Origin of the sequence: Saccharothrix sabaoui (assembly GCF_051756985.1) — a bacterium.
Classification (GTDB): Bacteria; Actinomycetota; Actinomycetes; order Mycobacteriales; family Pseudonocardiaceae; genus Actinosynnema.
Genome location: NZ_JBPKJK010000104.1, coordinates 1 through 18,113 on the forward strand (window position 1 = coordinate 1; position 18,113 = coordinate 18,113).

21 protein-coding genes are annotated in these 18,113 nt (G+C 73.7%); 20 read left to right on the plus strand and 1 reads right to left on the minus strand.

The features are described from left to right. Positions 1 to 3 precede the first annotated feature (3 nt). The 13 genes from ACR807_RS27370 to ACR807_RS27430 all read left to right on the plus strand — a co-directional run bounded on the left by ACR807_RS27370 (position 4) and on the right by ACR807_RS27430 (position 12,041). On the plus strand, positions 4 to 825 hold the full coding sequence (locus ACR807_RS27370; RefSeq protein WP_438924325.1) for an HAD-IIA family hydrolase: 822 nt from the start codon (positions 4 to 6) through the stop codon (positions 823 to 825). Between the two features lie 4 nt (positions 826 to 829). Beyond that, on the plus strand, positions 830 to 1,003 hold the full coding sequence (locus tag ACR807_RS27375) for a hypothetical protein (protein WP_438924297.1): 174 nt from the start codon (positions 830 to 832) through the stop codon (positions 1,001 to 1,003). 4 nt (positions 1,004 to 1,007) lie between these two features. Continuing rightward, positions 1,008 to 1,814, plus strand: coding sequence for a TlyA family RNA methyltransferase (locus ACR807_RS27380; protein WP_438924298.1), 807 nt, complete (start codon positions 1,008 to 1,010; stop codon positions 1,812 to 1,814). A 23-nt stretch (positions 1,815 to 1,837) separates the two neighbouring features. Further along, positions 1,838 to 2,731, plus strand: a complete 894-nt coding sequence (locus tag ACR807_RS27385; protein ID WP_438924299.1) for an NAD kinase — start codon at positions 1,838 to 1,840, stop codon at positions 2,729 to 2,731. A gap of 91 nt (positions 2,732 to 2,822) precedes the next feature. Then, entirely contained in the window at positions 2,823 to 4,604 is a 1,782-nt protein-coding gene (recN, locus tag ACR807_RS27390; RefSeq protein WP_438924300.1) for a DNA repair protein RecN, read from the plus strand. Beyond that, on the plus strand, positions 4,601 to 5,305 hold the full coding sequence (locus ACR807_RS27395; protein WP_438924301.1) for a hypothetical protein: 705 nt from the start codon (positions 4,601 to 4,603) through the stop codon (positions 5,303 to 5,305). The genes recN and ACR807_RS27395 overlap by 4 nt, the downstream gene beginning before the upstream one ends. Positions 5,306 to 5,482: 177 nt before the next feature. Continuing rightward, the gene (locus ACR807_RS27400; RefSeq protein ID WP_438924302.1) at positions 5,483 to 6,175 is read left to right on the plus strand and encodes a hypothetical protein; all 693 of its coding nucleotides are present in this window, start codon (positions 5,483 to 5,485) and stop codon (positions 6,173 to 6,175) included. A gap of 72 nt (positions 6,176 to 6,247) precedes the next feature. Then, positions 6,248 to 7,432 (plus strand): putative cytokinetic ring protein SteA, encoded by a 1,185-nt coding sequence (gene steA / locus ACR807_RS27405; protein ID WP_438924303.1) that lies wholly within the window; start codon positions 6,248 to 6,250, stop codon positions 7,430 to 7,432. Then, positions 7,429 to 8,367: a copper transporter gene (locus tag ACR807_RS27410; protein WP_438924304.1), complete on the plus strand. Its 939-nt coding sequence runs from the start codon at positions 7,429 to 7,431 to the stop codon at positions 8,365 to 8,367. The genes steA and ACR807_RS27410 overlap by 4 nt, the downstream gene beginning before the upstream one ends. 40 nt (positions 8,368 to 8,407) lie before the next feature. Beyond that, positions 8,408 to 8,959, plus strand: a complete 552-nt coding sequence (locus ACR807_RS27415; RefSeq protein WP_438924305.1) for a MarR family winged helix-turn-helix transcriptional regulator — start codon at positions 8,408 to 8,410, stop codon at positions 8,957 to 8,959. A gap of 269 nt (positions 8,960 to 9,228) precedes the next feature. Continuing rightward, complete coding sequence (pyrG, locus tag ACR807_RS27420; RefSeq protein WP_438924306.1) at positions 9,229 to 10,935, plus strand: CTP synthase; 1,707 nt, start codon at positions 9,229 to 9,231, stop codon at positions 10,933 to 10,935. Continuing rightward, the gene (locus tag ACR807_RS27425) at positions 10,932 to 11,552 is read left to right on the plus strand and encodes an NUDIX domain-containing protein (protein ID WP_438924307.1); all 621 of its coding nucleotides are present in this window, start codon (positions 10,932 to 10,934) and stop codon (positions 11,550 to 11,552) included. Before pyrG ends, ACR807_RS27425 begins: the two co-directional genes overlap by 4 nt. A 123-nt stretch (positions 11,553 to 11,675) precedes the next feature. Beyond that, on the plus strand, positions 11,676 to 12,041 hold the full coding sequence (locus tag ACR807_RS27430) for a DUF2752 domain-containing protein (RefSeq protein ID WP_438924308.1): 366 nt from the start codon (positions 11,676 to 11,678) through the stop codon (positions 12,039 to 12,041). Positions 12,042 to 12,064: 23 nt separating this feature from the next. Here the strand turns inward: ACR807_RS27430 and ACR807_RS27435 are convergent, their stop codons facing one another. Further along, positions 12,065 to 12,664 (minus strand): DUF1707 domain-containing protein, encoded by a 600-nt coding sequence (locus ACR807_RS27435; protein ID WP_438924309.1) that lies wholly within the window; start codon positions 12,662 to 12,664, stop codon positions 12,065 to 12,067. A gap of 123 nt (positions 12,665 to 12,787) precedes the next feature. Between ACR807_RS27435 and xerD the strand changes: the two genes are divergently transcribed. The 7 genes from xerD (at position 12,788) to ACR807_RS27470 (ending at position 17,837) form a co-directional block, all read left to right on the plus strand. After that, positions 12,788 to 13,750 carry a site-specific tyrosine recombinase XerD gene (gene xerD / locus ACR807_RS27440; protein ID WP_438924310.1) on the plus strand — a complete coding sequence of 321 codons (963 nt, stop codon included), beginning with the start codon at positions 12,788 to 12,790 and terminating at the stop codon, positions 13,748 to 13,750. A 125-nt stretch (positions 13,751 to 13,875) separates the two neighbouring features. Further along, positions 13,876 to 14,262 (plus strand): ArsR/SmtB family transcription factor, encoded by a 387-nt coding sequence (locus tag ACR807_RS27445; RefSeq protein ID WP_438924311.1) that lies wholly within the window; start codon positions 13,876 to 13,878, stop codon positions 14,260 to 14,262. A gap of 88 nt (positions 14,263 to 14,350) precedes the next feature. Beyond that, positions 14,351 to 15,328 (plus strand): ParA family protein, encoded by a 978-nt coding sequence (locus ACR807_RS27450; protein WP_438924312.1) that lies wholly within the window; start codon positions 14,351 to 14,353, stop codon positions 15,326 to 15,328. After that, on the plus strand, positions 15,325 to 15,663 hold the full coding sequence (locus ACR807_RS27455) for a hypothetical protein (protein WP_438924313.1): 339 nt from the start codon (positions 15,325 to 15,327) through the stop codon (positions 15,661 to 15,663). The genes ACR807_RS27450 and ACR807_RS27455 overlap by 4 nt, the downstream gene beginning before the upstream one ends. Further along, positions 15,660 to 16,487, plus strand: coding sequence for a segregation and condensation protein A (locus ACR807_RS27460; RefSeq protein WP_438924314.1), 828 nt, complete (start codon positions 15,660 to 15,662; stop codon positions 16,485 to 16,487). The genes ACR807_RS27455 and ACR807_RS27460 overlap by 4 nt, the downstream gene beginning before the upstream one ends. After that, positions 16,424 to 17,086, plus strand: coding sequence for an SMC-Scp complex subunit ScpB (gene scpB, locus ACR807_RS27465; RefSeq protein WP_438924315.1), 663 nt, complete (start codon positions 16,424 to 16,426; stop codon positions 17,084 to 17,086). The genes ACR807_RS27460 and scpB overlap by 64 nt, the downstream gene beginning before the upstream one ends. Then, the gene (locus tag ACR807_RS27470) at positions 17,079 to 17,837 is read left to right on the plus strand and encodes a pseudouridine synthase (RefSeq protein ID WP_438924316.1); all 759 of its coding nucleotides are present in this window, start codon (positions 17,079 to 17,081) and stop codon (positions 17,835 to 17,837) included. Before scpB ends, ACR807_RS27470 begins: the two co-directional genes overlap by 8 nt. The last annotated feature ends 276 nt before the right edge of the window (positions 17,838 to 18,113 follow it).

Here is an 18,113-nt window from a genome sequence, read left to right on the forward strand (position 1 = left end):
CTTGTGGCACCTGTGGTGACCGAACGGATGGAGGCGCCCGTGCTGCTGGCCCGCTACGACGCTCTGCTGCTGGACCTCGACGGCACCGTGTACCGGGGGCGCGAGGTCGTGCCCGGCGCGGTGGAGGCGGTGGCCGCGGCACGGGAGCACGGCTCCGCGATCCGGTTCGTCACCAACAACGCGTCCCGGTCGCCCGAGGACGTCGCCGAGCACCTGAACGAGTTGGGTTTCCGCACGAACGTGGACGAGGTGAGCACGAGCGCCCAGGCGGGCGCGGCGATGCTGCTGGACCTCGTGCCGCAGGGCGAGCGGGTGCTGGTCCTCGGCACGGACGCGCTGGCCGAGCAGGTGCGGGTGCGCGGCTTCGAGCCCACCCGGGACGCGGCGGGCGCGGCGGCGGTCGTGCAGGGCCTGTCGCAGGACCTGGGGTGGCGCGAACTCGCCGAGGCGTGCGTGGCGGTCCGGGCGGGCGCGAAGTGGGTGGCCTGCAACGTGGACGCGACGCTGCCCACCGAACGCGGCCTGCTGCCCGGCAACGGGGCGCTGGTCGCGGCCCTGCGCACGGCCACCGGCGTCGAACCGCTGGTGGCGGGCAAGCCCGCGACGCCGCTGCTGGAGCAGGCGGCGAAGTCGGCCGGCGCGCAGCGCCCGCTGGTGGTGGGCGACCGGCTGGACACCGACATCGCGGGCGCGGTGAACGCGGGCATGGACTCGCTGCTGGTGCTCACCGGCGTGTCCACCGAAGCGGAGGCGAAGGCACTGCCCGAGGACCGCCGCCCGACGCACGTCGCGGCCGACCTGTCGATCCTGCATCGGCTACCGTGAAACCGTGAGCTTCGAGGTTCCCCTCCCCGGCCCGCCGCGCGACCCCGTGGCCGGGATCGACGACGCCCTGGCGGGCCTCGACGGGCTGGAGCAGTTGGACGTGGTCGAGCACGTGGCCCGCTTCGACGACGCGCACACGGCGCTGACCGTCGCGTTGTCCAGCATCGACAAGGTCTGAGCCGGTGCCGCGCAGGGCTCGGCTCGACGCCGAACTGGTCCGCCGCGGACTGGCCAGGTCCCGGGAGCACGCGAGCCAGCTCGTCGCCGAGGGCAAGGTGACCGTCCAGGGCACCGTGGCCACGAAACCGGCGACCGCCGTGGGGCTGGACACCGCGCTGCTGGTGCGCGACAACGACGACCCGAACTACGCCTCGCGGGGCGCGCACAAGCTCGTCGGCGCGCTGGAGGCGTTCCCGGGGGTCGCCGTCGCGGGCAGGCGCTGCCTGGACGCGGGCGCGTCGACCGGCGGGTTCACCGACGTGCTGCTGCGCGCGGGAGCCCGGCAGGTCGTGGCGGCCGACGTCGGGCGGGGCCTGCTGGACTGGCGGCTCCGGACGGACGACCGGGTCGTGGTCAAGGACCGGACGAACGTGCGGGCGTTGACGCCGGAGGACATCGGCGGTCCCGTTGAACTGGTGGTGGCCGATCTCTCGTTCATCTCGTTGAGGCTCGTGCTCCCGGCGCTCGCCGGGTGCCTCGACGAGGGGGGCGACCTGCTGCCGATGGTGAAACCGCAGTTCGAGGTCGGCAAGGAACGCCTGGGGTCGGGCGGTGTGGTGCGGGACCCGGGGTTGCGCGCCGAGGCGGTGCTGGACGTCGTGGCGTCCGCGGCCGGTCTCGGGCTGCGCCTGCACGGGGTCACCGCGAGCCCGCTGCCGGGGCCGTCGGGCAACGTCGAGTTCTTCGCCTGGCTGCGCCGGGGCGACCCCCTGGACGAGGACACCGCCGCCGCGCTCGTGCGCGCGGCCGTGACGGAAGGTCCCCAGTGAGGACCCCAACGGAGGGGAACGGCATGGCCCGGGAGATCCTGCTGGTCGTGCACACCGGCCGGCGGAGCAACGTCCTGGTCGCCCAGGAGGTCGCGTCCCGCTTCTCGGCGGGCGGCGTGAGGCTGCGGGTGCTGGAGGACGAGGCGCCCGAGCTGGACCCGTCCTGCTACGCCGAGGTCGTGGTGGCCGACGAGAAGTCCGCCGAGGGCGCCGAGCTGGTGTTCGTGCTGGGCGGTGACGGCACGCTGCTGCGGGCGGCGGAGCTGGCGCGCGCGGCCGGGGTGCCGGTGCTGGGCGTGAACCTGGGGCGGGTCGGGTTCCTCGCGGAGGCCGACTCGGACGCGCTGTACGAGGCGATCCGGCACGTCGTGGACCGCGACTACGAGGTCGAGGAGCGGATGACGCTCGACGTGACCGCGTTCGCCGGCGACGAGGTGCTGGGCACGACGTGGGCGCTGAACGAGGCCAGCGTGGAGAAGTCCACGCGGGAGCGCATCCTGGACGTGGTGGTCGAGGTGGACGGGCGGCCGGTGTCGGCGTTCGGCTGCGACGGCGTGCTGGTGGCGACCCCGACCGGGTCGACGGCGTACGCGTTCTCGGCGGGCGGGCCGGTGGTGTGGCCGGACGTGCAGGCGCTGCTGGTGGTGCCGAGCAACGCGCACGCGCTGTTCGCCCGGCCGTTCGTGGTGTCGCCGTCGTCGGTGGTGGCGCTGGAGGTGGACCCGGAGAGCTACCCGGCGGTGCTGACCGCGGACGGCCGCCGCACGATCGACCTGCCGCCGGGCGCGCGGGTCGAGGTGGTGGAGGGCAGCACCCCGTTGCGGCTGATCAAGCTGCGGCAGGGGCCGTTCACGGACCGGCTGGTGGAGAAGTTCGAACTGCCGGTGCAGGGGTGGCGCGGACCGTCCGCCCCGTAGCGCCACCGGGCGGGTGACCGGCGGAGATCAACAGCGGGACACCCGCCCCCGAGCACGCGGTCCGTCGGTATCGCCCAGTAGTGTTCGAGTCGTGCTGGCCGAGATGCGCATCCAGGGCCTCGGTGTGATCGACGAGGCCACCCTTGAGCTCGACCCCGGTTTCACCGTGGTGACGGGCGAGACCGGCGCGGGCAAGACGATGGTCGTCACCGGCCTCCACCTGCTGGGTGGCGGCCGGGCGGAGGCGTCGCGCGTGCGCAACGGTGCGGAGAAGGCGGTGGTCGAAGGCCGCTTCCAGGCCCCCGCGGGCAGCCCGGCGGCGAAGGTCGCCGAGGAGGTCGGCGGCGAGCCCGACGACGACGGCAGCGTGATCGCCGTGCGCACGGTGGGCGCCGACGGCCGGTCCCGCGCCCACCTGGGCGGGCGGTCCGTGCCGGTGGGCGTGCTGTCCGAGCTGGCCGAGCAGCTGCTGGCCGTGCACGGGCAGAACGACCAGCTGCGGCTGCTGCGGCCCGCCGAGCAGCGGGCGGTGCTCGACCGGTTCGCCGGTGACGAGGTCGCCGAACCGCTGCGCGCCTACCGGAAGATCCGCGACGAGTGGCTGCGCGTGGCGACCGAGCTGACCGAGCGCACCGAGCGGGCGCGGGAGCTGGCCCGCGAGTCCGAGCTGCTCAGGCACGGCCTGGCCGAGATCAACGCGGTCGACCCGAAGCCGGGCGAGGACCAGGAGCTGGTCGACGAGGCGCGCCGGTTGGCCGACGCCGACCAGCTGCGCGAGGCCGCGTCGGGCGCGCAGTACGCCGTCGCCGGGTCCCCGGACGGCGACCCGGACGTGCCCGGCGCGCTGGGCCTGATCGGCGAGGCGCGCCGGCGGCTGGTCGCCTCGGACGACCCGAAGCTGCGCGACCTGGAGCCCCGGCTGGTGGAGGCGGAGACGCTGCTCGCCGACGTGGGCGCGGAGATCAACTCGTACCTGGAGCACCTGGACGCGGACCCGGCGCGGCTGGAGCAGGTGCTCGCCCGCCAGTCCGAGCTGAAGTCGCTGACCCGCAAGTACGCGGCGGACGTCGACGGCGTCATCGCGTGGGCGCAGGACGCGTCGTCGCGGCTGGCCGGGCTGGACACCTCCGACGAGGCGCTGGCGGCGCTGGCCGCGCGGCGCGACGAGCTGGCCGGTGAGCTGGCGGTGTACGCGCGGCAGGTGACGGTGGCCCGCACGGGCGCGGCCGAGGAGCTGGGCAAGGCGGTGTCCGACGAGCTGACCGGCCTGGCGATGCCGCACGCCACCGTCGAGGTCGCGGTGCGGCCCCGGGTGGCGGAGAAGGGCGACGCGCAAGCCGTGGAGGTCGACGGCAGGCTGCTGCACGCCGGCGCCTCGGGCGTGGACGACGTGGAGCTGAGGCTGATCGCGCACCCCGGCGCGCCCGCGCTGCCCGTGCACAAGGGCGCGTCGGGCGGTGAGCTGTCCCGGGTGATGCTGGCGCTGGAGGTGGTGCTGTCGCACTCCGACCCGGTGCCGACGCTGGTGTTCGACGAGGTCGACGCGGGTGTCGGCGGTCGGGCGGCGGTCGAGGTCGGCCGCAGGCTGGCCAGGCTGGCGCGCAGCCACCAGGTGATCGTGGTGACGCACCTGCCGCAGGTGGCGGCGTTCGCCGACCGGCACCTGGTGGTCGACAAGACCGCGGACGGCATCCTCACGCGTTCCGGCGTGCGGCGGCTCGACGAGGCGCAGCGGGTGGTGGAGCTGGCCCGGATGCTGGCGGGCATGGACTCCACCGACACCGGCCGCGCGCACGCCGAGGAGCTGCTGGCGGCGGCGAAGGCCGACAAGGACAGCGCGCCGGTGGTGCGCCGCAAGGGACGCGGCAGGTGAGCCGACGCCCCTGGGGCGCCGTGCTGCTCGTGGTGGCCGCCGTCGCGGCGGTGGCGGGGACGTTCCTGCCGCTGTTCTGGGAGGGCAGCGCCGCGGACCCGGACCTGGGCTTCGTCACGACCGCGTGGCGGACCACGACCGGCGCGGCCGAGGTGGACGTGGAGCTGATGCTGGGCGTCCGCGCCACCCGCTACGGCGTGCCGATCACGGTGGCCGCGGCGGTGCTGCTGGTGGCGGCGGGCGGCTCCCTGCTGCCCGGCCGCCGCGCCCCGGTGGCGACGTACGCGGCGGTGGCCGGCGCGGCCCTGCTGGCGGGCGCGGTCTGGACGACGGGCATGGGCGTGGCGGCGGCGGTGGAGCCGAGCGCGCACAACTTCGAGGGCTACGCCCAGGAGGTCCGCGAGGGCACCTGGCTGCTGGTCCTGTCCGCGGTGGTCGCCGCGGCGGGCGCGACCCTGGTGCACACCCGCCGCCCCGCCACCCCGCACCCCACCCCCGCGCAGCACCCCACCGCACCTCACCGCCCCACCTCCCACGTCACGACCACTGCCGCCATGACCACCACGGACGACGCGGACGACGACACCCGCCCCCACGACATCCCGCCGGAGGCGATCGTGGTGGCGCACCTCCCGGAGTCCGACTACCGCCCCCCGGCGGAACACCCCCGACCTCCTTCCGGCCGCGGTCTGCCCCGGTAGCGGTGCCCGCACCCGCACCCGTGTCCGCACCCGTGTCCGCATCCGTGTCCGCATCCGCAGTGGTGCCCACACCCGTTCGGAGGGGTGCGCGGACGCCCCCGGGCCGCTTTGCTGGTGAGAGCGGTGCCACCGACCGCACCGACTGCACCGACGGGTGACCGGCGAGGAGACCCCACCATGACCCGACGCGGCACCGCGGTCGTCGCCCTGTGCGCGGGGGCGCTGCTGACCGTCCTCGGCTCGCTGTTCCCGCTGTACGGGGTGATGAACCGGTTCACCGCCGCCGGCGGCCTCGGCCCCGACCAGGAACCCGTCATGTACGCCTGGACCGCCTGGGAGCCGGTCCTCGGCCCCACGTCCGAGGTGAGCGCCGGGGAGGGCGGGTTCCGCATCCCGGTCTACGGCTACGCGTTCGTCGTGGCCGCCGCGCTCGTCGCGCTCGGCGCGGTGCTCCAGCTCCGGCGACCGCTGTCCGCCGCGATCGGCCGGGTCGTCGCCGTGCTCGGCCTCGGGCTGCTCCTCGGCACGCTGTGGGCGGCGCTGGAGACCACGTCGAAGCTGTTCGGCACGGCCGACGGGGCGGGCGACGCGTCGGGGAGCGGGCCGGTGGACCCCGAGTTCGTCGGCTCCGGCACGTGGCTGATCGCCGTCGCGGCCGCGGCGGTGCTCGCGGGGGTCGTGCTGGCGCACGACTGGCCGTCGAACGCGGCGGTGGCCGGCGACCCGACCGCCGGCCCGCTGGACGACGACGTCGACACCCCGCCGTTCGGCATCCCGCTGCCCGTGATCGAGGTGCGCCCGGTCAACCGGGACGAGGTCGACGACCGGCGTCACCCGACCGGGGGTAATTCGTCCACTGTGGAGCTATAACGCCGTTGACCAGCCCCGACCACTCGGCGTGTTGCCCGCCGAACGGCCCGGGACGTGGTCACCATCGGGGGCATGAAGCTCTCCGGGTTGCTCCACCGCACGCACCACGAACTGCCGGGCGCCACCGGAGTCGCGCGGGTCGACCGACGCACGGGCGACCTGCTGCGCCGGCTGGTCCCCGGTGACGTCGCGGTGCTCGACCACGTCGACATCGACCGCCGCACCGCCGAGGCCCTCGTCGCCGCCGGGGTGGCCGGCGTGGTCAACGCCTCGCCGTCGATCTCCGGCCGGTTCCCCAACCTCGGCCCGGAGCTGCTGGTCGAGGCCGGCGTGCCGCTGATCGACGGCGTCGGCACCGCCGTGCTGCGGGACGTGGGGGACGGCACGCGGCTGCGGCTGCACGAGGGCGGCGTGTTCGTCGGCGAGAAGGAGGTGGCGCGCGGCGTCGAGCAGACCGCCGAGTCCGTCGCCGACGCCATGGTCGAGGCCAAGGCGGGCATGGCGGCCCAGCTGGAGGCGTTCTCCGCGAACACCATCGAGTTCCTGCGCCGCGAACGGGCGCTGATCCTCGACGGGGTGGGCGTGCCCGAGCTGTTCGTGCCGATCCGCGACCGCCAGGTGCTGGTCGTGTGCGGCGGTCCCCGGCACGCCGAGGAGCTGCGCGCACTGCGCAAGTACGTCCGCGAGCACCGGCCCGTCCTGTTCGGCGTCGAGGCGGGCGCGGACACGCTGCACACCGCCGGGTTCACGCCGGACGTCGTCGTCGGCGACCCCGGCGGCATCGGCACCGAGACGCTGAGGGCGGCCTCGGAGGTGGTGGTGCCCGCGCAGACCGACGGCCACGCGCCCGGCCTGGAGCGCATCCAGGACCTGGGCATCGGCGCGGTGACGTTCCCCGCGTCCGGCAACGCCGAGGACCTGGCGCTGCTGCTGGCCGAGTCGCACGGCGCGAGCCTCGTCGTCACGGTCGGCCTGCGGGCCGGCCTGCGCGAGTTCCTCGACCGCGGCAACTCCGGGTCGAACCCGTCGACGTTCCTCACCCGGCTCAAGCTCGGCGACAAGCTCGTCGACGGCCACGCCGTGGCCGCCCTGCACCGCAGCCGGGTGTCGCTGGGCGCGATCGTCCTGCTGGTGCTGGCCGCGGTGGTCGCGATGGCCGCCGCGCTGTTCGTGTCCGGGGTCGGGCAGGTCTACGTCGACGTCGTGGTCGACGCGTTCCGGTCCGTCGTCGAGTGGGTGAAGGGGTTGTCCGCGTGATCTCGCTGCGCTACCACATCGTCTCCGTCACCGCGGTGTTCCTGGCGCTGGCCGTGGGCGTCGTGCTCGGCTCGACCGCGATCAGCGGGCGGCTGCTGTCGGGGCTGACCGACGACAACAGCCAGCTGGGCCGCGAGGTCGCGTCGTTGCAGGAGCAGCGCAACGCGCTGGACGCCCGGCTCACCGAGGCCGACCGGTTCGCCGGCTCGATCGGCCCGCTGGCGGTGAAGGACCAGCTCGCCGGCCGCAGCGTGGTGCTGGTGACCACCGCCGACGCCCGCCCCAACGACCGCGACGCGCTCGCCGAGCTGCTGCGCGCGGCCGGCGCGACCGTGACCGGGGAGCTCCAGCTCACCGAGGCGTTCGCCGACCCGGACAAGGCCGACCAGCTGCTGGGCATGGTCGCCCGCCTCCAGCCCGCCGGCACCAAGCTGCCCACCGGCTCGGACCCGGGCACGCGCGCCGGCGGCCTGCTGGGCTCGGTGCTGCTGGTCAACAAGGACGACAACCGGCAGCAGGCCACGGACGACGAGGTCGCGGCGGCCCTGGGCGGCCTGTCGGGCGCCGGGTTCGTCAAGCCGGGGCAGGGCATGCGCCCCGCGCAGCTGGCCGTGGTGCTGACCGGCGGTTCGGTCGGGGGCGACTCGGCGGGCGACCGCGCGGCGGTGGTCGCCAGGTTCGCCACCCAGCTGGACCGCTCGGGCGCGGGCGCCGTGCTGGCCGGCGGGCGGGGCTCGGCGGACGGGACGGGTCCGGTGGGCGTGGTGCGCGCGGACACGGCGGCGACGTCCGTGCTGTCGACGGTGGACAACCTGGACCTGGCCGCGGGTCGGGTGGTGACGGTCCTGGCGCTGCGCGAACAGCTGGACGGCAAATCCGGCCGCTACGGGGCGGCGGGCAACGCCGAGAGCCCCGCGCCGGGCGCCTCCGGCTGACGACGCCGACCTCCAACCCGATTTGTGGTACTACTTCATTGTGAAGGACGTACATAAATCGACCCTGGCCGTTGACGACGAGGACTTCCTGTACGACTCGGGCGTGCGCGCCTCGATGACCACGTTCACCGGCGGCGACGACACCCTCGCCCTGGAGGCCGCGGCGGCGATCCGCTCCGCGGCCCAGGCCGTGGACAAGCTGCGGTCGCGCGGCGCGGGCGGGCGGGGGCTCAGCGCGGGCGCGCTCGACGTCCTCGCCCGGCTGTCCACCGCACCCGACGACGGCCTCAGCGTCGGCGAGCTGGCGCAGGCCGCCGGCGTCACCTCGCGCAACGTCACGGGCCTCGTGGACACCCTGGAGCGCGACGCGCTCGTGCGCCGCGTCCCGGACCCGGACGACCGCCGCTCGGTCCGCGTGCAGGCCACCGACGCCGGTCGCGAGTGGCTGACCGCGTTCCGCGAACCGACCGCCCGCGCCATGGCGGCGGTGTTCGCCGGCTTCACCGACGAGGACCTGGCTCGGACCCGCCACCTGTGCCTGCGGCTGGTCGAGAACGCGCAGCGGGTCGAACGCCACCTCGAAGGCCGGTGAACAGCACCTCCGCTACCACGCACCCACGTACTCACGCACCCACCACCGGCCCGTCGAGCATCGACGCACGTCCCTCCCCCGGGGCCTGCCCGTCCGGCGAGGACGCCCTTCATCCCTCAGTCCTCGATCTTCCCGCCACGCTCTTGGGCCAGACGAGTGATGGCCCGCCGCACCCACCAGCGCGCTGGGTGACCGGCGGCGTGTTAGCGTTAGGGCCCGTGGACAGGGCTGTCAGCCCTGCGTAAATCTTGACCACGGGAGCCTCCTTGGTGCAGCAGGCACGTACGACCAAGCACGTTTTCGTCACCGGAGGCGTCGCCTCCTCCCTCGGCAAGGGTCTCACCGCGTCGAGCCTCGGTCAGCTGCTCACCTCCCGCGGTCTGCGGGTCACCATGCAGAAGCTCGACCCGTACCTCAACGTCGACCCGGGCACGATGAACCCCTTCCAGCACGGTGAGGTGTTCGTCACCGACGACGGGGCCGAGACCGACCTGGACATCGGCCACTACGAGCGGTTCCTGGCGCGCGACCTGTCCGGCGACGCGAACGTGACCACCGGTCAGGTGTACTCCGAGGTCATCGCCAAGGAGCGGCGCGGCGAGTACCTGGGCGACACCGTCCAGGTCATCCCGCACATCACCGACGAGATCAAGCGGCGCATCCGCGCCATGGCCGAGCCGGGCCCCGACGGCGTCACGCCCGACGTGGTGATCACCGAGGTGGGCGGCACGGTCGGCGACATCGAGTCGCTGCCGTTCCTGGAGGCCGCCCGCCAGGTGCGCCACGACGTCGGCCGCGACAACGTGTTCTTCCTGCACGTCTCGCTCGTGCCCTACCTCGCGCCGTCCGGCGAGCTGAAGACCAAGCCGACGCAGCACTCGGTGGCCGCGCTGCGCAACATCGGCATCCAGCCCGACGCCATCGTGTGCCGGGCCGACCGGGAGATCCCGGACGCGCTCAAGCGCAAGATCGCCCTCATGTGCGACGTGGACACCGACGCCGTCGTGGCCGCGGTGGACGCGCCGTCGATCTACGACATCCCCAAGGTGCTGCACGGCGAGGGCCTCGACGCCTACGTGGTGCGCCGCCTCGACCTGCCGTTCCGCGACGTCGACTGGACGGTGTGGGGCGACCTGCTCGACCGCGTCCACAACCCGTCCGAGACGGTCCGCGTCGGCCTGGTCGGCAAGTACGTCGACCTGCCCGACGCCTACCTGTCGGTGACCGAGGCGCTGCGCGCGGGCGGGTTCGCGCACCGCGCCAAGGTCGAGGTGGTGTGGGTGCCGTCCGACGAGTGCCGGACGCCGTCGGGCGCCTCGCACGCGCTGGCCGGGCTCGACGCGATCCTGATCCCCGGCGGGTTCGGGGTGCGCGGCATCGAGGGCAAGATCGGTGCCATCACGCACGCCCGCACCCGCGGCGTCCCGCTGCTCGGCCTGTGCCTGGGTCTCCAGTGCCTGGTCATCGAGGCGGCGCGCAACCTCGCGGGCATCGAGGACGCCAACTCGTCCGAGTTCGAGGACACCGGGGCGCCGGTCATCAGCACCATGGCCGACCAGGAGGACGTGGTCGCCGGCGAGCGCGACATGGGCGGCACCATGCGCCTGGGCGCCTACCCGGCGAAGCTCGTGCCCGGGTCGCAGGTGGCCCTCGCGTACGGGTCGACCGAGGTCTCCGAGCGGCACCGCCACCGCTACGAGGTCAACAACGCCTACCGCGAGCGGCTGGCGGAGGCGGGCCTGGTGTTCTCCGGCACCTCGCCCGACGGGCGGCTGGTGGAGTTCGTCGAGCTGCCCGCCGACGTGCACCCGTTCTTCGTGGCCACCCAGGCGCACCCCGAGCTGAAGTCCCGGCCGACCCGCCCGCACCCGCTGTTCGCGGCGTTCGTGAAGGCCGCCCTGGGCTACCGGCTCGCGGACCGGCTGCCGCTGACCTCCTCGTCCCCCGAGCCGGTCGAGGCGGTGGTCGCGCAGTGACCCGGCACGAGTTCTCGACCGTCTCGTCGCGTGACGTGCACGTGGGCCGCGTGGTCGCGCTGCGCGTGGACGAGGTCGCCATGCCCGGCGGCGGCACGGCCAAGCGCGAGGTGGTCGAGCACCTCGGTGCCGTGGCCGTTGTCGCGCTGGACGAGGACGGCGGCGTCACGCTCATCCACCAGTACCGGCACCCGATCGGGCGGCGGCTGTGGGAGCTGCCCGCCGGCCTGCTCGACGCGGGCAGCGAGCCGCCCCTGGACGCCGCCGCGCGCGAGCTGGCCGAGGAGGTCGGGCTGGCGGCGGCCGAGTGGGTGACGCTGGTGGACGTCGCCGTGTCGCCGGGCTTCACCGACGAGGTGGTGCGCGTCTACCTGGCCCGCGGCCTGTCGACCGTGGACCGCGACGTGCAGGGCGAGGAGGAGGCCGACCTGGAGGCGCGGACCTTCCCGCTCGACGAGGCGGTGGCCATGGCGCTGGCCGGGGACATCGTCAACGGGCCCGCGGTGGCCGGGCTGCTGGCCGCGCACGCGGTGGTGAGCGGCGGCGCGTCGGGGCGTCCGGCCGACGCGCCGTTCCGCGACCGGCCGACGCGGTTCGCCCGTCGTTCGGAGGGGTGAAGCCCGGTCCTTGCGGGAGGGCTGAGTCAAGAACTGAGGCTCGGTCCTCGCGGGAAGGGCTGAGGCGAGGTCCGTGCTGGGAGGGGCGTCCTGCGGGGCGCCCCTCCCGCACATAATGGGCGGGTGCGGAGTCCCTGGGCGGTGGTCGCGGCGGCGGTGGCCGGGTGCGGCGTGCTGCTGTTCGTCGACCCGAACCAGCCCGGGTCGCTGCTCCCGCCCTGCCCGCTGTACGCGTTGACCGGCATCCAGTGCCCCGCCTGCGGGTCCACGCGGATGGTGCACGCGCTGCTGCACGGCGACGTCGTCGCAGCCTGGCAGTTCAACGCGGTGATGCTCGTCGCCGGGCTGCCGCTGCTGGCGTGGCTGTGGCTGCGCTGGTTCCGCGCCGACCGCGCCGGGCGGCCCGTTCCGCCGCTGTCGCGGAAGGTCGGGGTGCCGGTGGTGGTCGTCGCAGTTTTGTGGGCGGTGGGGCGCAACCTGGCTTTCTAGTCGCGCCAGTCGCGCCAGTCGCTTCAGTCGCGCAGCTTGCGGCCCTGGCTGTCGGTGCCGCCGTTGACCAGCAGGACGATGCCGTCGACCAGCGACCAGATGCCGCAGCCGCCGCAGGTCAGCAGCTGTGCCACGCCGATCGCCGTGTCACCCGTGTAGAACCGGCCGATGCCGAACGGCAGCAGGAGCTGGAGCACGCCCGCCGCGACGCGCGACTTGTCCGACAGCGGCTGCCCGGTCAGCGGGTCGACGCCGTACGGGGCGTTCGGGCTGTAACCGGGCGGGTAGTAGCCGGGGGGCGGGTGGCCCGCGGTGGAGTAGGGCTGGCCGTACGGTGCCCCGTAGCCGGGCTGCTGGTACCCCGGCTGCTGGTAACCGGGCTGCTGGTACCCGGAGGTCGGCGGCAGGTACGAGGGCGGCGGCGGCAGGAACACCGGGTGCGGGTGCGGCAGGTCCTGGAACAGCGCGGCCAGCTCCTGGGCCGTCTGCGCGCCCGAGGCGTACCCGACGCGCTGCTCGTACTCGCCGATCTCCAGGCGACCGGCCGCGAAGTGGTCGTTCAGCGCGCTGATCGCTTCCTCGCGCTGCTGGTCGCCGATGCGCACCGAGTGGGGTTCCGACACGCGGCAAACGCTAACAGCCCATGTCCGCCCCGGGAGCCGGAACCCGCTGGTCCGCCGCTTCGACGGCTCCTCGGTCCGCTCCTCGGTTAGACCTCGCTGGTCGCACAGGCCAGACTGCGGGACGTGGTGTCGGAAGCAGCGGAAGAGCCGAAAGCGGACGAGCCGAAAGCGGGCAAGCCGAGAGCGGGTGGGCCGGGAGCCGTCGTCGGCGCGTTCCTCGACCACCTGGCCGTCGAACGCGGCACGGCCCGCAACACGCTCGACTCCTACCGCCGCGACCTGCGCCGCTACACCGCGCACCTGGCCGAGCACGGCATCGACGACCTCGACGCCGTCACCGGGACGGCGGTCGGGGAGTTCCTGGCCTCGCTGCGCGAGTCCGGGCTGGCCGCGTCCTCCGCCGCCCGCACCCTGGTCGCCGTGCGCGGCCTGCACCGGTTCGCCCACCTGGAGGGGATCACCGCGCACGACCCGGCGCGCGAGGTCCGCCCGCCGCAACCGCCCAAGCGGCTGCCGAAGGCGCTGCCCGTGGACGACGTGCTCCGGCTGCTCGACACCCCCGGCGACCGGCCCGCCGACCTGCGCGACCGGGCGCTGCTGGAGCTGCTGTACTCGACCGGCGCGCGGATCTCCGAGGTCGTCGGCCTGGACGTGGACGACGTGGACGCCGAGGAGCGGACCGTGCTGCTGGACGGCAAGGGCGGCAAGCAGCGGATCGTGCCCGTGGGGCGGCCCGCGCTGGCCGCGCTGGAGGCGTACCTGGTCCGGGCCCGGCCGGTGCTGGCCAAGCGCGCCAACCCGGCGGTGTTCCTCAACGCCCGCGGTGGGCGGCTGTCGCGGCAGACCGCGTGGGCCGTGCTCAAGAAGGCCGCCGAGCGCGCCGGTGTCCAGGCCGAGGTGTCGCCGCACACGTTGAGGCACTCGTTCGCCACGCACCTGCTGGAGGGCGGCGCGGACGTGCGCGTCGTGCAGGAGCTGCTGGGCCACGCGTCCGTCACGACGACCCAGGTGTACACGCTGGTCACGGTCACGACCTTGCGCGAGGTCTACGCGACGGCCCATCCTCGCGCTGTGGGGGGAACGTGAACGCGTCGCGGGTACCGTCGTGGGCGCACTTCGCGTACGCCCGGACACGCTGACCGAAGAGCCGACAGAAGCCCACGAAGCCGACAGAAGCCGAACGAGCCGGAGGTGCCGACCAGGTGCCGAACTTGGACGAGCCAGAACCCACCGACATCGAGCTGAGCGCGGTGCTGCACGCCTTGAGCGACCCCACGCGGCTGGCCGTGGTGCGGCAGATCGAAGCCGACGGGGAACGCCTCTGCGGCGCCCTCATGGTGGAGGTCGCCAAGTCCACCCTGTCGCAGCACCTGCGGGTGCTCCGGGAGGCCGGCATCACCCGGACCAGGGCCTGCGGCAACCAGCGGTGGGTGTCGCTGCGTCGGGACGACCTGGACCAGCTGTTCCCCGGCCTGCTCGACGTGGTGCTGAGGGCTGCCGACCGGGGCTCGGCCGATCGGGGCTCGACCGAGCGCACTCCGACCGATCGCGCTTCAACCGATCACACCCCTGCCGACCGGACCGGCGCGTTGAGGTGACCCCTCCGCGCTACGGCGAGGCGCGTTGCTGGTGGGCCTGCACGCGCCTAGGCTGCGCCCAGGCAGAGGACTAAGGATCGGGAAGGCGATGTCGACACCGGAGCACGCCGGCGGACCGTGGGGGGCACCGGCCCCGCCACCGCCGCCATCGTCCGGTGTGCCGCGAGCATCGGTCGAACTGAGCCTCGCCCCGCACGCCGCGCCGCCCGACGAGGACGCCACCGAGCAGGTCGCCGGCGAGATGGGCCCGACGGGCCGCCCGCTGCGCTTCGTGCCCGACCCGCCGCTGGTGGCCCGGCACGGCCCGGCGCGCATCCTCGCGGTCTGCAACCAGAAGGGCGGGGTCGGCAAGACCACGTCCACCATCAACCTCGGCGCGTCGCTCGCCGAGTACGGCCGCCGCGTGCTGCTGGTCGACTTCGACCCCCAGGGCGCGCTGTCGGTCGGGCTCGGGGTGCACCCGCACCAGCTCGACCAGACGATCTACAACGTGATAATGGAACGCGACGTCGGCGTGGGCGACGTGATCATGCGCACCCCGGTCGAGGGCATGGACCTGCTGCCCAGCAACATCGACCTGTCCGCCGCGGAGATCCAGTTGGTGTCCGAGGTGGGCCGGGAGCACACGCTCGTGCGCACCCTGCGGCCGGTGATCGAGCACTACGACTACGTGCTGGTCGACTGCCAGCCGTCGCTGGGCCTGCTCACGGTCAACGCCCTCGCGGCGGCCGACGGCGTCCTCATCCCGCTGGAGTGCGAGTTCTTCAGCCTGCGCGGGGTCGCGCTGCTGATAGACACCATCGAGAAGGTCAGGGAGCGGTTGAACCCGAAGCTGGAGATCACCGGCATCCTCGCCACCATGTACGACCCGCGCACCCTGCACTCCCGCGAGGTGATGGCGCGCGTGGTCGAGGCGTTCGGCGACGTCGTGTTCGACACGGTGATCAACCGCACCGTCCGGTTCCCGGAGACGACCGTCGCCGGTGAGCCCATCACCCGCTGGGCACCGCGCTCGGCGGGGGCCAAGGCGTACCGCGCGTTGGCGCGCGAGGTGATCGCCCGGTGACCCGACGCCCATCGCTGCCGGGCGCGTCCGAGCTGTTCCGCCTCACCGGTTCCACGCCCGACCTGCCCTCCCAGGAGACCGGTGGGGCCAACAACAGCGGCGGTGGCGGCGGTCGGCGCGGGACCGGGCGCGAGAAGCACTCCACGAAGATCACGGTGTACGTGTCCGACGAGGAGCTGCTGGCGCTGGAGCACGCCCGGTTGGAGCTGCGCGGCGAGCACGGGTTGGCGGTCGACCGGGGTCGGGTGGTGCGCGAGGCCATCGCGATCGTCCTGGACGACCTCGAAGGGCACGGCGAGGACTCGCTGCTGGTGCGCAGGTTGCGCGAGCGGTGAGCGGGGACGCGCCTCCCGCCGAGCAGGTCACGCCACCTGACGACGGTCGCTTCAAGGTCAAGCTGACGAACTTCGAGGGTCCGTTCGACCTGCTGCTCCAGCTCATCTCGCAGCACACGCTGGACGTGACCGAGGTGGCGCTGCACCAGGTCACCGACGACTTCATCGTCCACATCCGGGCGCTGGGCGACCAGTGGGACCTCGACGAGACGACCGAGTTCCTGGTCATCGCGGCGACCCTGCTCGACCTCAAGGCGGCCCGCCTGCTGCCCGCCGGCGACGTGGAGGACGAGGAGGACCTGGCCCTGCTGGAGGCCCGTGACCTGCTGTTCGCCCGACTGCTCCAGTACCGGGCGTACAAGCAGGTGGCGGCCCTGTTCGCGGAGCTGGAGCAGGGTGCCCACCGGCGTTACCCCAGGTCGGTGGCGCTGGAGCAGCGGTACGAGGGGCTGCTGCCCGAGGTGATGCTGGGCGTCGACGCGCGGCGGTTCTCCGAGATCGCCGCCGTCGCGTTCCGCCCCAAGCCGCCGCCCACCGTGTCCACGGCCCACGTGCACCAGCACCGGGTGTCGGTCCGCGAGCACGCGAACCTGCTGCGCGAGCGGCTCATCGAGCTGGGCACGACGACGTTCGCCGAGCTGATCGCCGGGTGCACCGAGACCATGGAGGTCGTGGCCCGGTTCCTGGCGCTGCTGGAGCTGTACCGGGAGAAGGCACTGGCGTTCGAGCAGCCCGACCCCCTGGGTGAGCTGCGCATCACGTGGGTGGGCACCGAGGAGCAGGCTCAGGTGGCCGGTGGCGACGACGAGGAGGAGTACGGGTGAGCGAGACCGACCTGGCCGCCCCTGTTGTTGACGAGGAGGTCGGCGGCCTGCCGGACCTGACGGGTGACGTCGAGTTCGAGGGTGCCCTGGAGTCCGTGCTGCTCGTCGTGGACAGCCCGATCGCCGAAGAGCAGCTCGCCGGCGTGTTCGAGCAGCCCGTGAAGCGGGTCACCGCGGCGCTGCACCGGATGGCCGCCCGCTACACCGAACAGGGCAGCGGTATCGACCTGCGTAGAATCGGCGACGGCTGGCGGTTCTACACGCGGGACCGCTTCGCGCCATTCGTGGAGAAGCTGCTGCTCGACGGGCAGCGCGCCAAGCTCACCCGGGCCGCCCTGGAGACGCTCGCGGTCATCGCCTACCGGCAGCCCGTGACCAGGGCCCGGATCGCGGCGGTGCGCGGGGTCAACGTCGACGGCGTCATCCGCACGCTCGTCGCGCGCGGCCTGATCGCCGAGACGGGCACGGACTCCGACACGGGTGGCATCCTTTACCGCACGACCGAACTGTTCCTGGAGCGGTTGGGCCTGTCGTCGTTGGGCGACCTGCCGCCGATCGCTCCCCTGCTGCCCGAAGTGGATGCGATCGACGATGTCTGACCAAGCGCCCGGTTCCTCGGCTCACCCCGAGGGGATTCGGCTCCAGAAGGTGCTCGCCAAGGCGGGCATCGCCTCGCGGCGGGTCGCCGAGGAGCTGATCGAGCTCGGCCGCGTCCAGGTCGACGGCGAGGTCGTGCGCGAGCAGGGCCGCCGGATCGACCCGGAGACGGCCGTCGTCCACGTCGACGGCGTGCGCGTCGTGCTCAAGGAAGACGTGATCACGCTCGTGCTGAACAAGCCGCGCGGTGTCCTGTCGACCATGCACGACGACGCGCACCGGCCGTGCGTCGGCGACTACCTGGCCAACCGCAAGGAGCGCCTGTTCCACGTCGGCCGGCTGGACGCCGACACCGAGGGTCTGCTGCTGCTGACCAACGACGGCGACCTCGCGCACCGGCTCATGCACCCCTCGTACGGGGTGTCGAAGACCTACCTGGCCGAGGTGCCCGGACCCATCCCCAGGGACCTCGGGCGCACCCTGCGCGCCGGGATCGAGCTGGAGGACGGGCCGATCAAGGTCGACTCGTTCAAGCTGATCTCCGCCATGCCGGGGAAGGCGCTGGTGGAGGTGGTCCTGCACGAGGGGCGCAAGCACATCGTGCGCCGGTTGCTGGAGCACGTCGGGCACCCGGTGGAGCACCTGGTGCGCACCGCTGTGGGCGAGGTCCGGTTGGGGAACCAGCGGCCCGGGTCCATGCGGGTGCTGAACCGGCAGGAAGTCGGGTCGCTCTACAAGGCCGTCGGGCTGTAGGGGCTTCGGGAAGATCAAGGGCGTCCTCGCCGGACGGGCAGGCCCCCAGGGGGAGACCACGAGGCACTCGGTGTGTCGATGCTCGACACGCTGCTGGTGGGTGCGTGGTGGGTCTGTGTCGGGTCGGCGTCCGGTGGTCGCCTCCCCCGCGGCCACCGGACGCCCCTTCCCCGACGCCGCGGTCCCCCCGTTCCCCCCGGTGCCGCGGCGGAGCCCCCCTGCTCCGGTGCCCATCCTGCGTCAGTCGGGTTGTTCAGTGTCAGGACGTGGACGCTG

Excerpts from the sequence above, each read along its gene's own strand:
- ACR807_RS27385 (WP_438924299.1), top strand. The coding sequence starts at position 1,838 with ATGGCCCGGGAGATCCTGCTGGTCGTGCACACCGGCCGGCGGAGCAAC.
- steA (WP_438924303.1), top strand. The coding sequence starts at position 6,248 with ATGAAGCTCTCCGGGTTGCTCCACCGCACGCACCACGAACTGCCGGGC.
- ACR807_RS27470 (WP_438924316.1), top strand. The coding sequence starts at position 17,079 with ATGTCTGACCAAGCGCCCGGTTCCTCGGCTCACCCCGAGGGGATTCGG.
- ACR807_RS27400 (WP_438924302.1), top strand. The coding sequence starts at position 5,483 with ATGACCCGACGCGGCACCGCGGTCGTCGCCCTGTGCGCGGGGGCGCTG.
- ACR807_RS27450 (WP_438924312.1), top strand. The coding sequence starts at position 14,351 with ATGTCGACACCGGAGCACGCCGGCGGACCGTGGGGGGCACCGGCCCCG.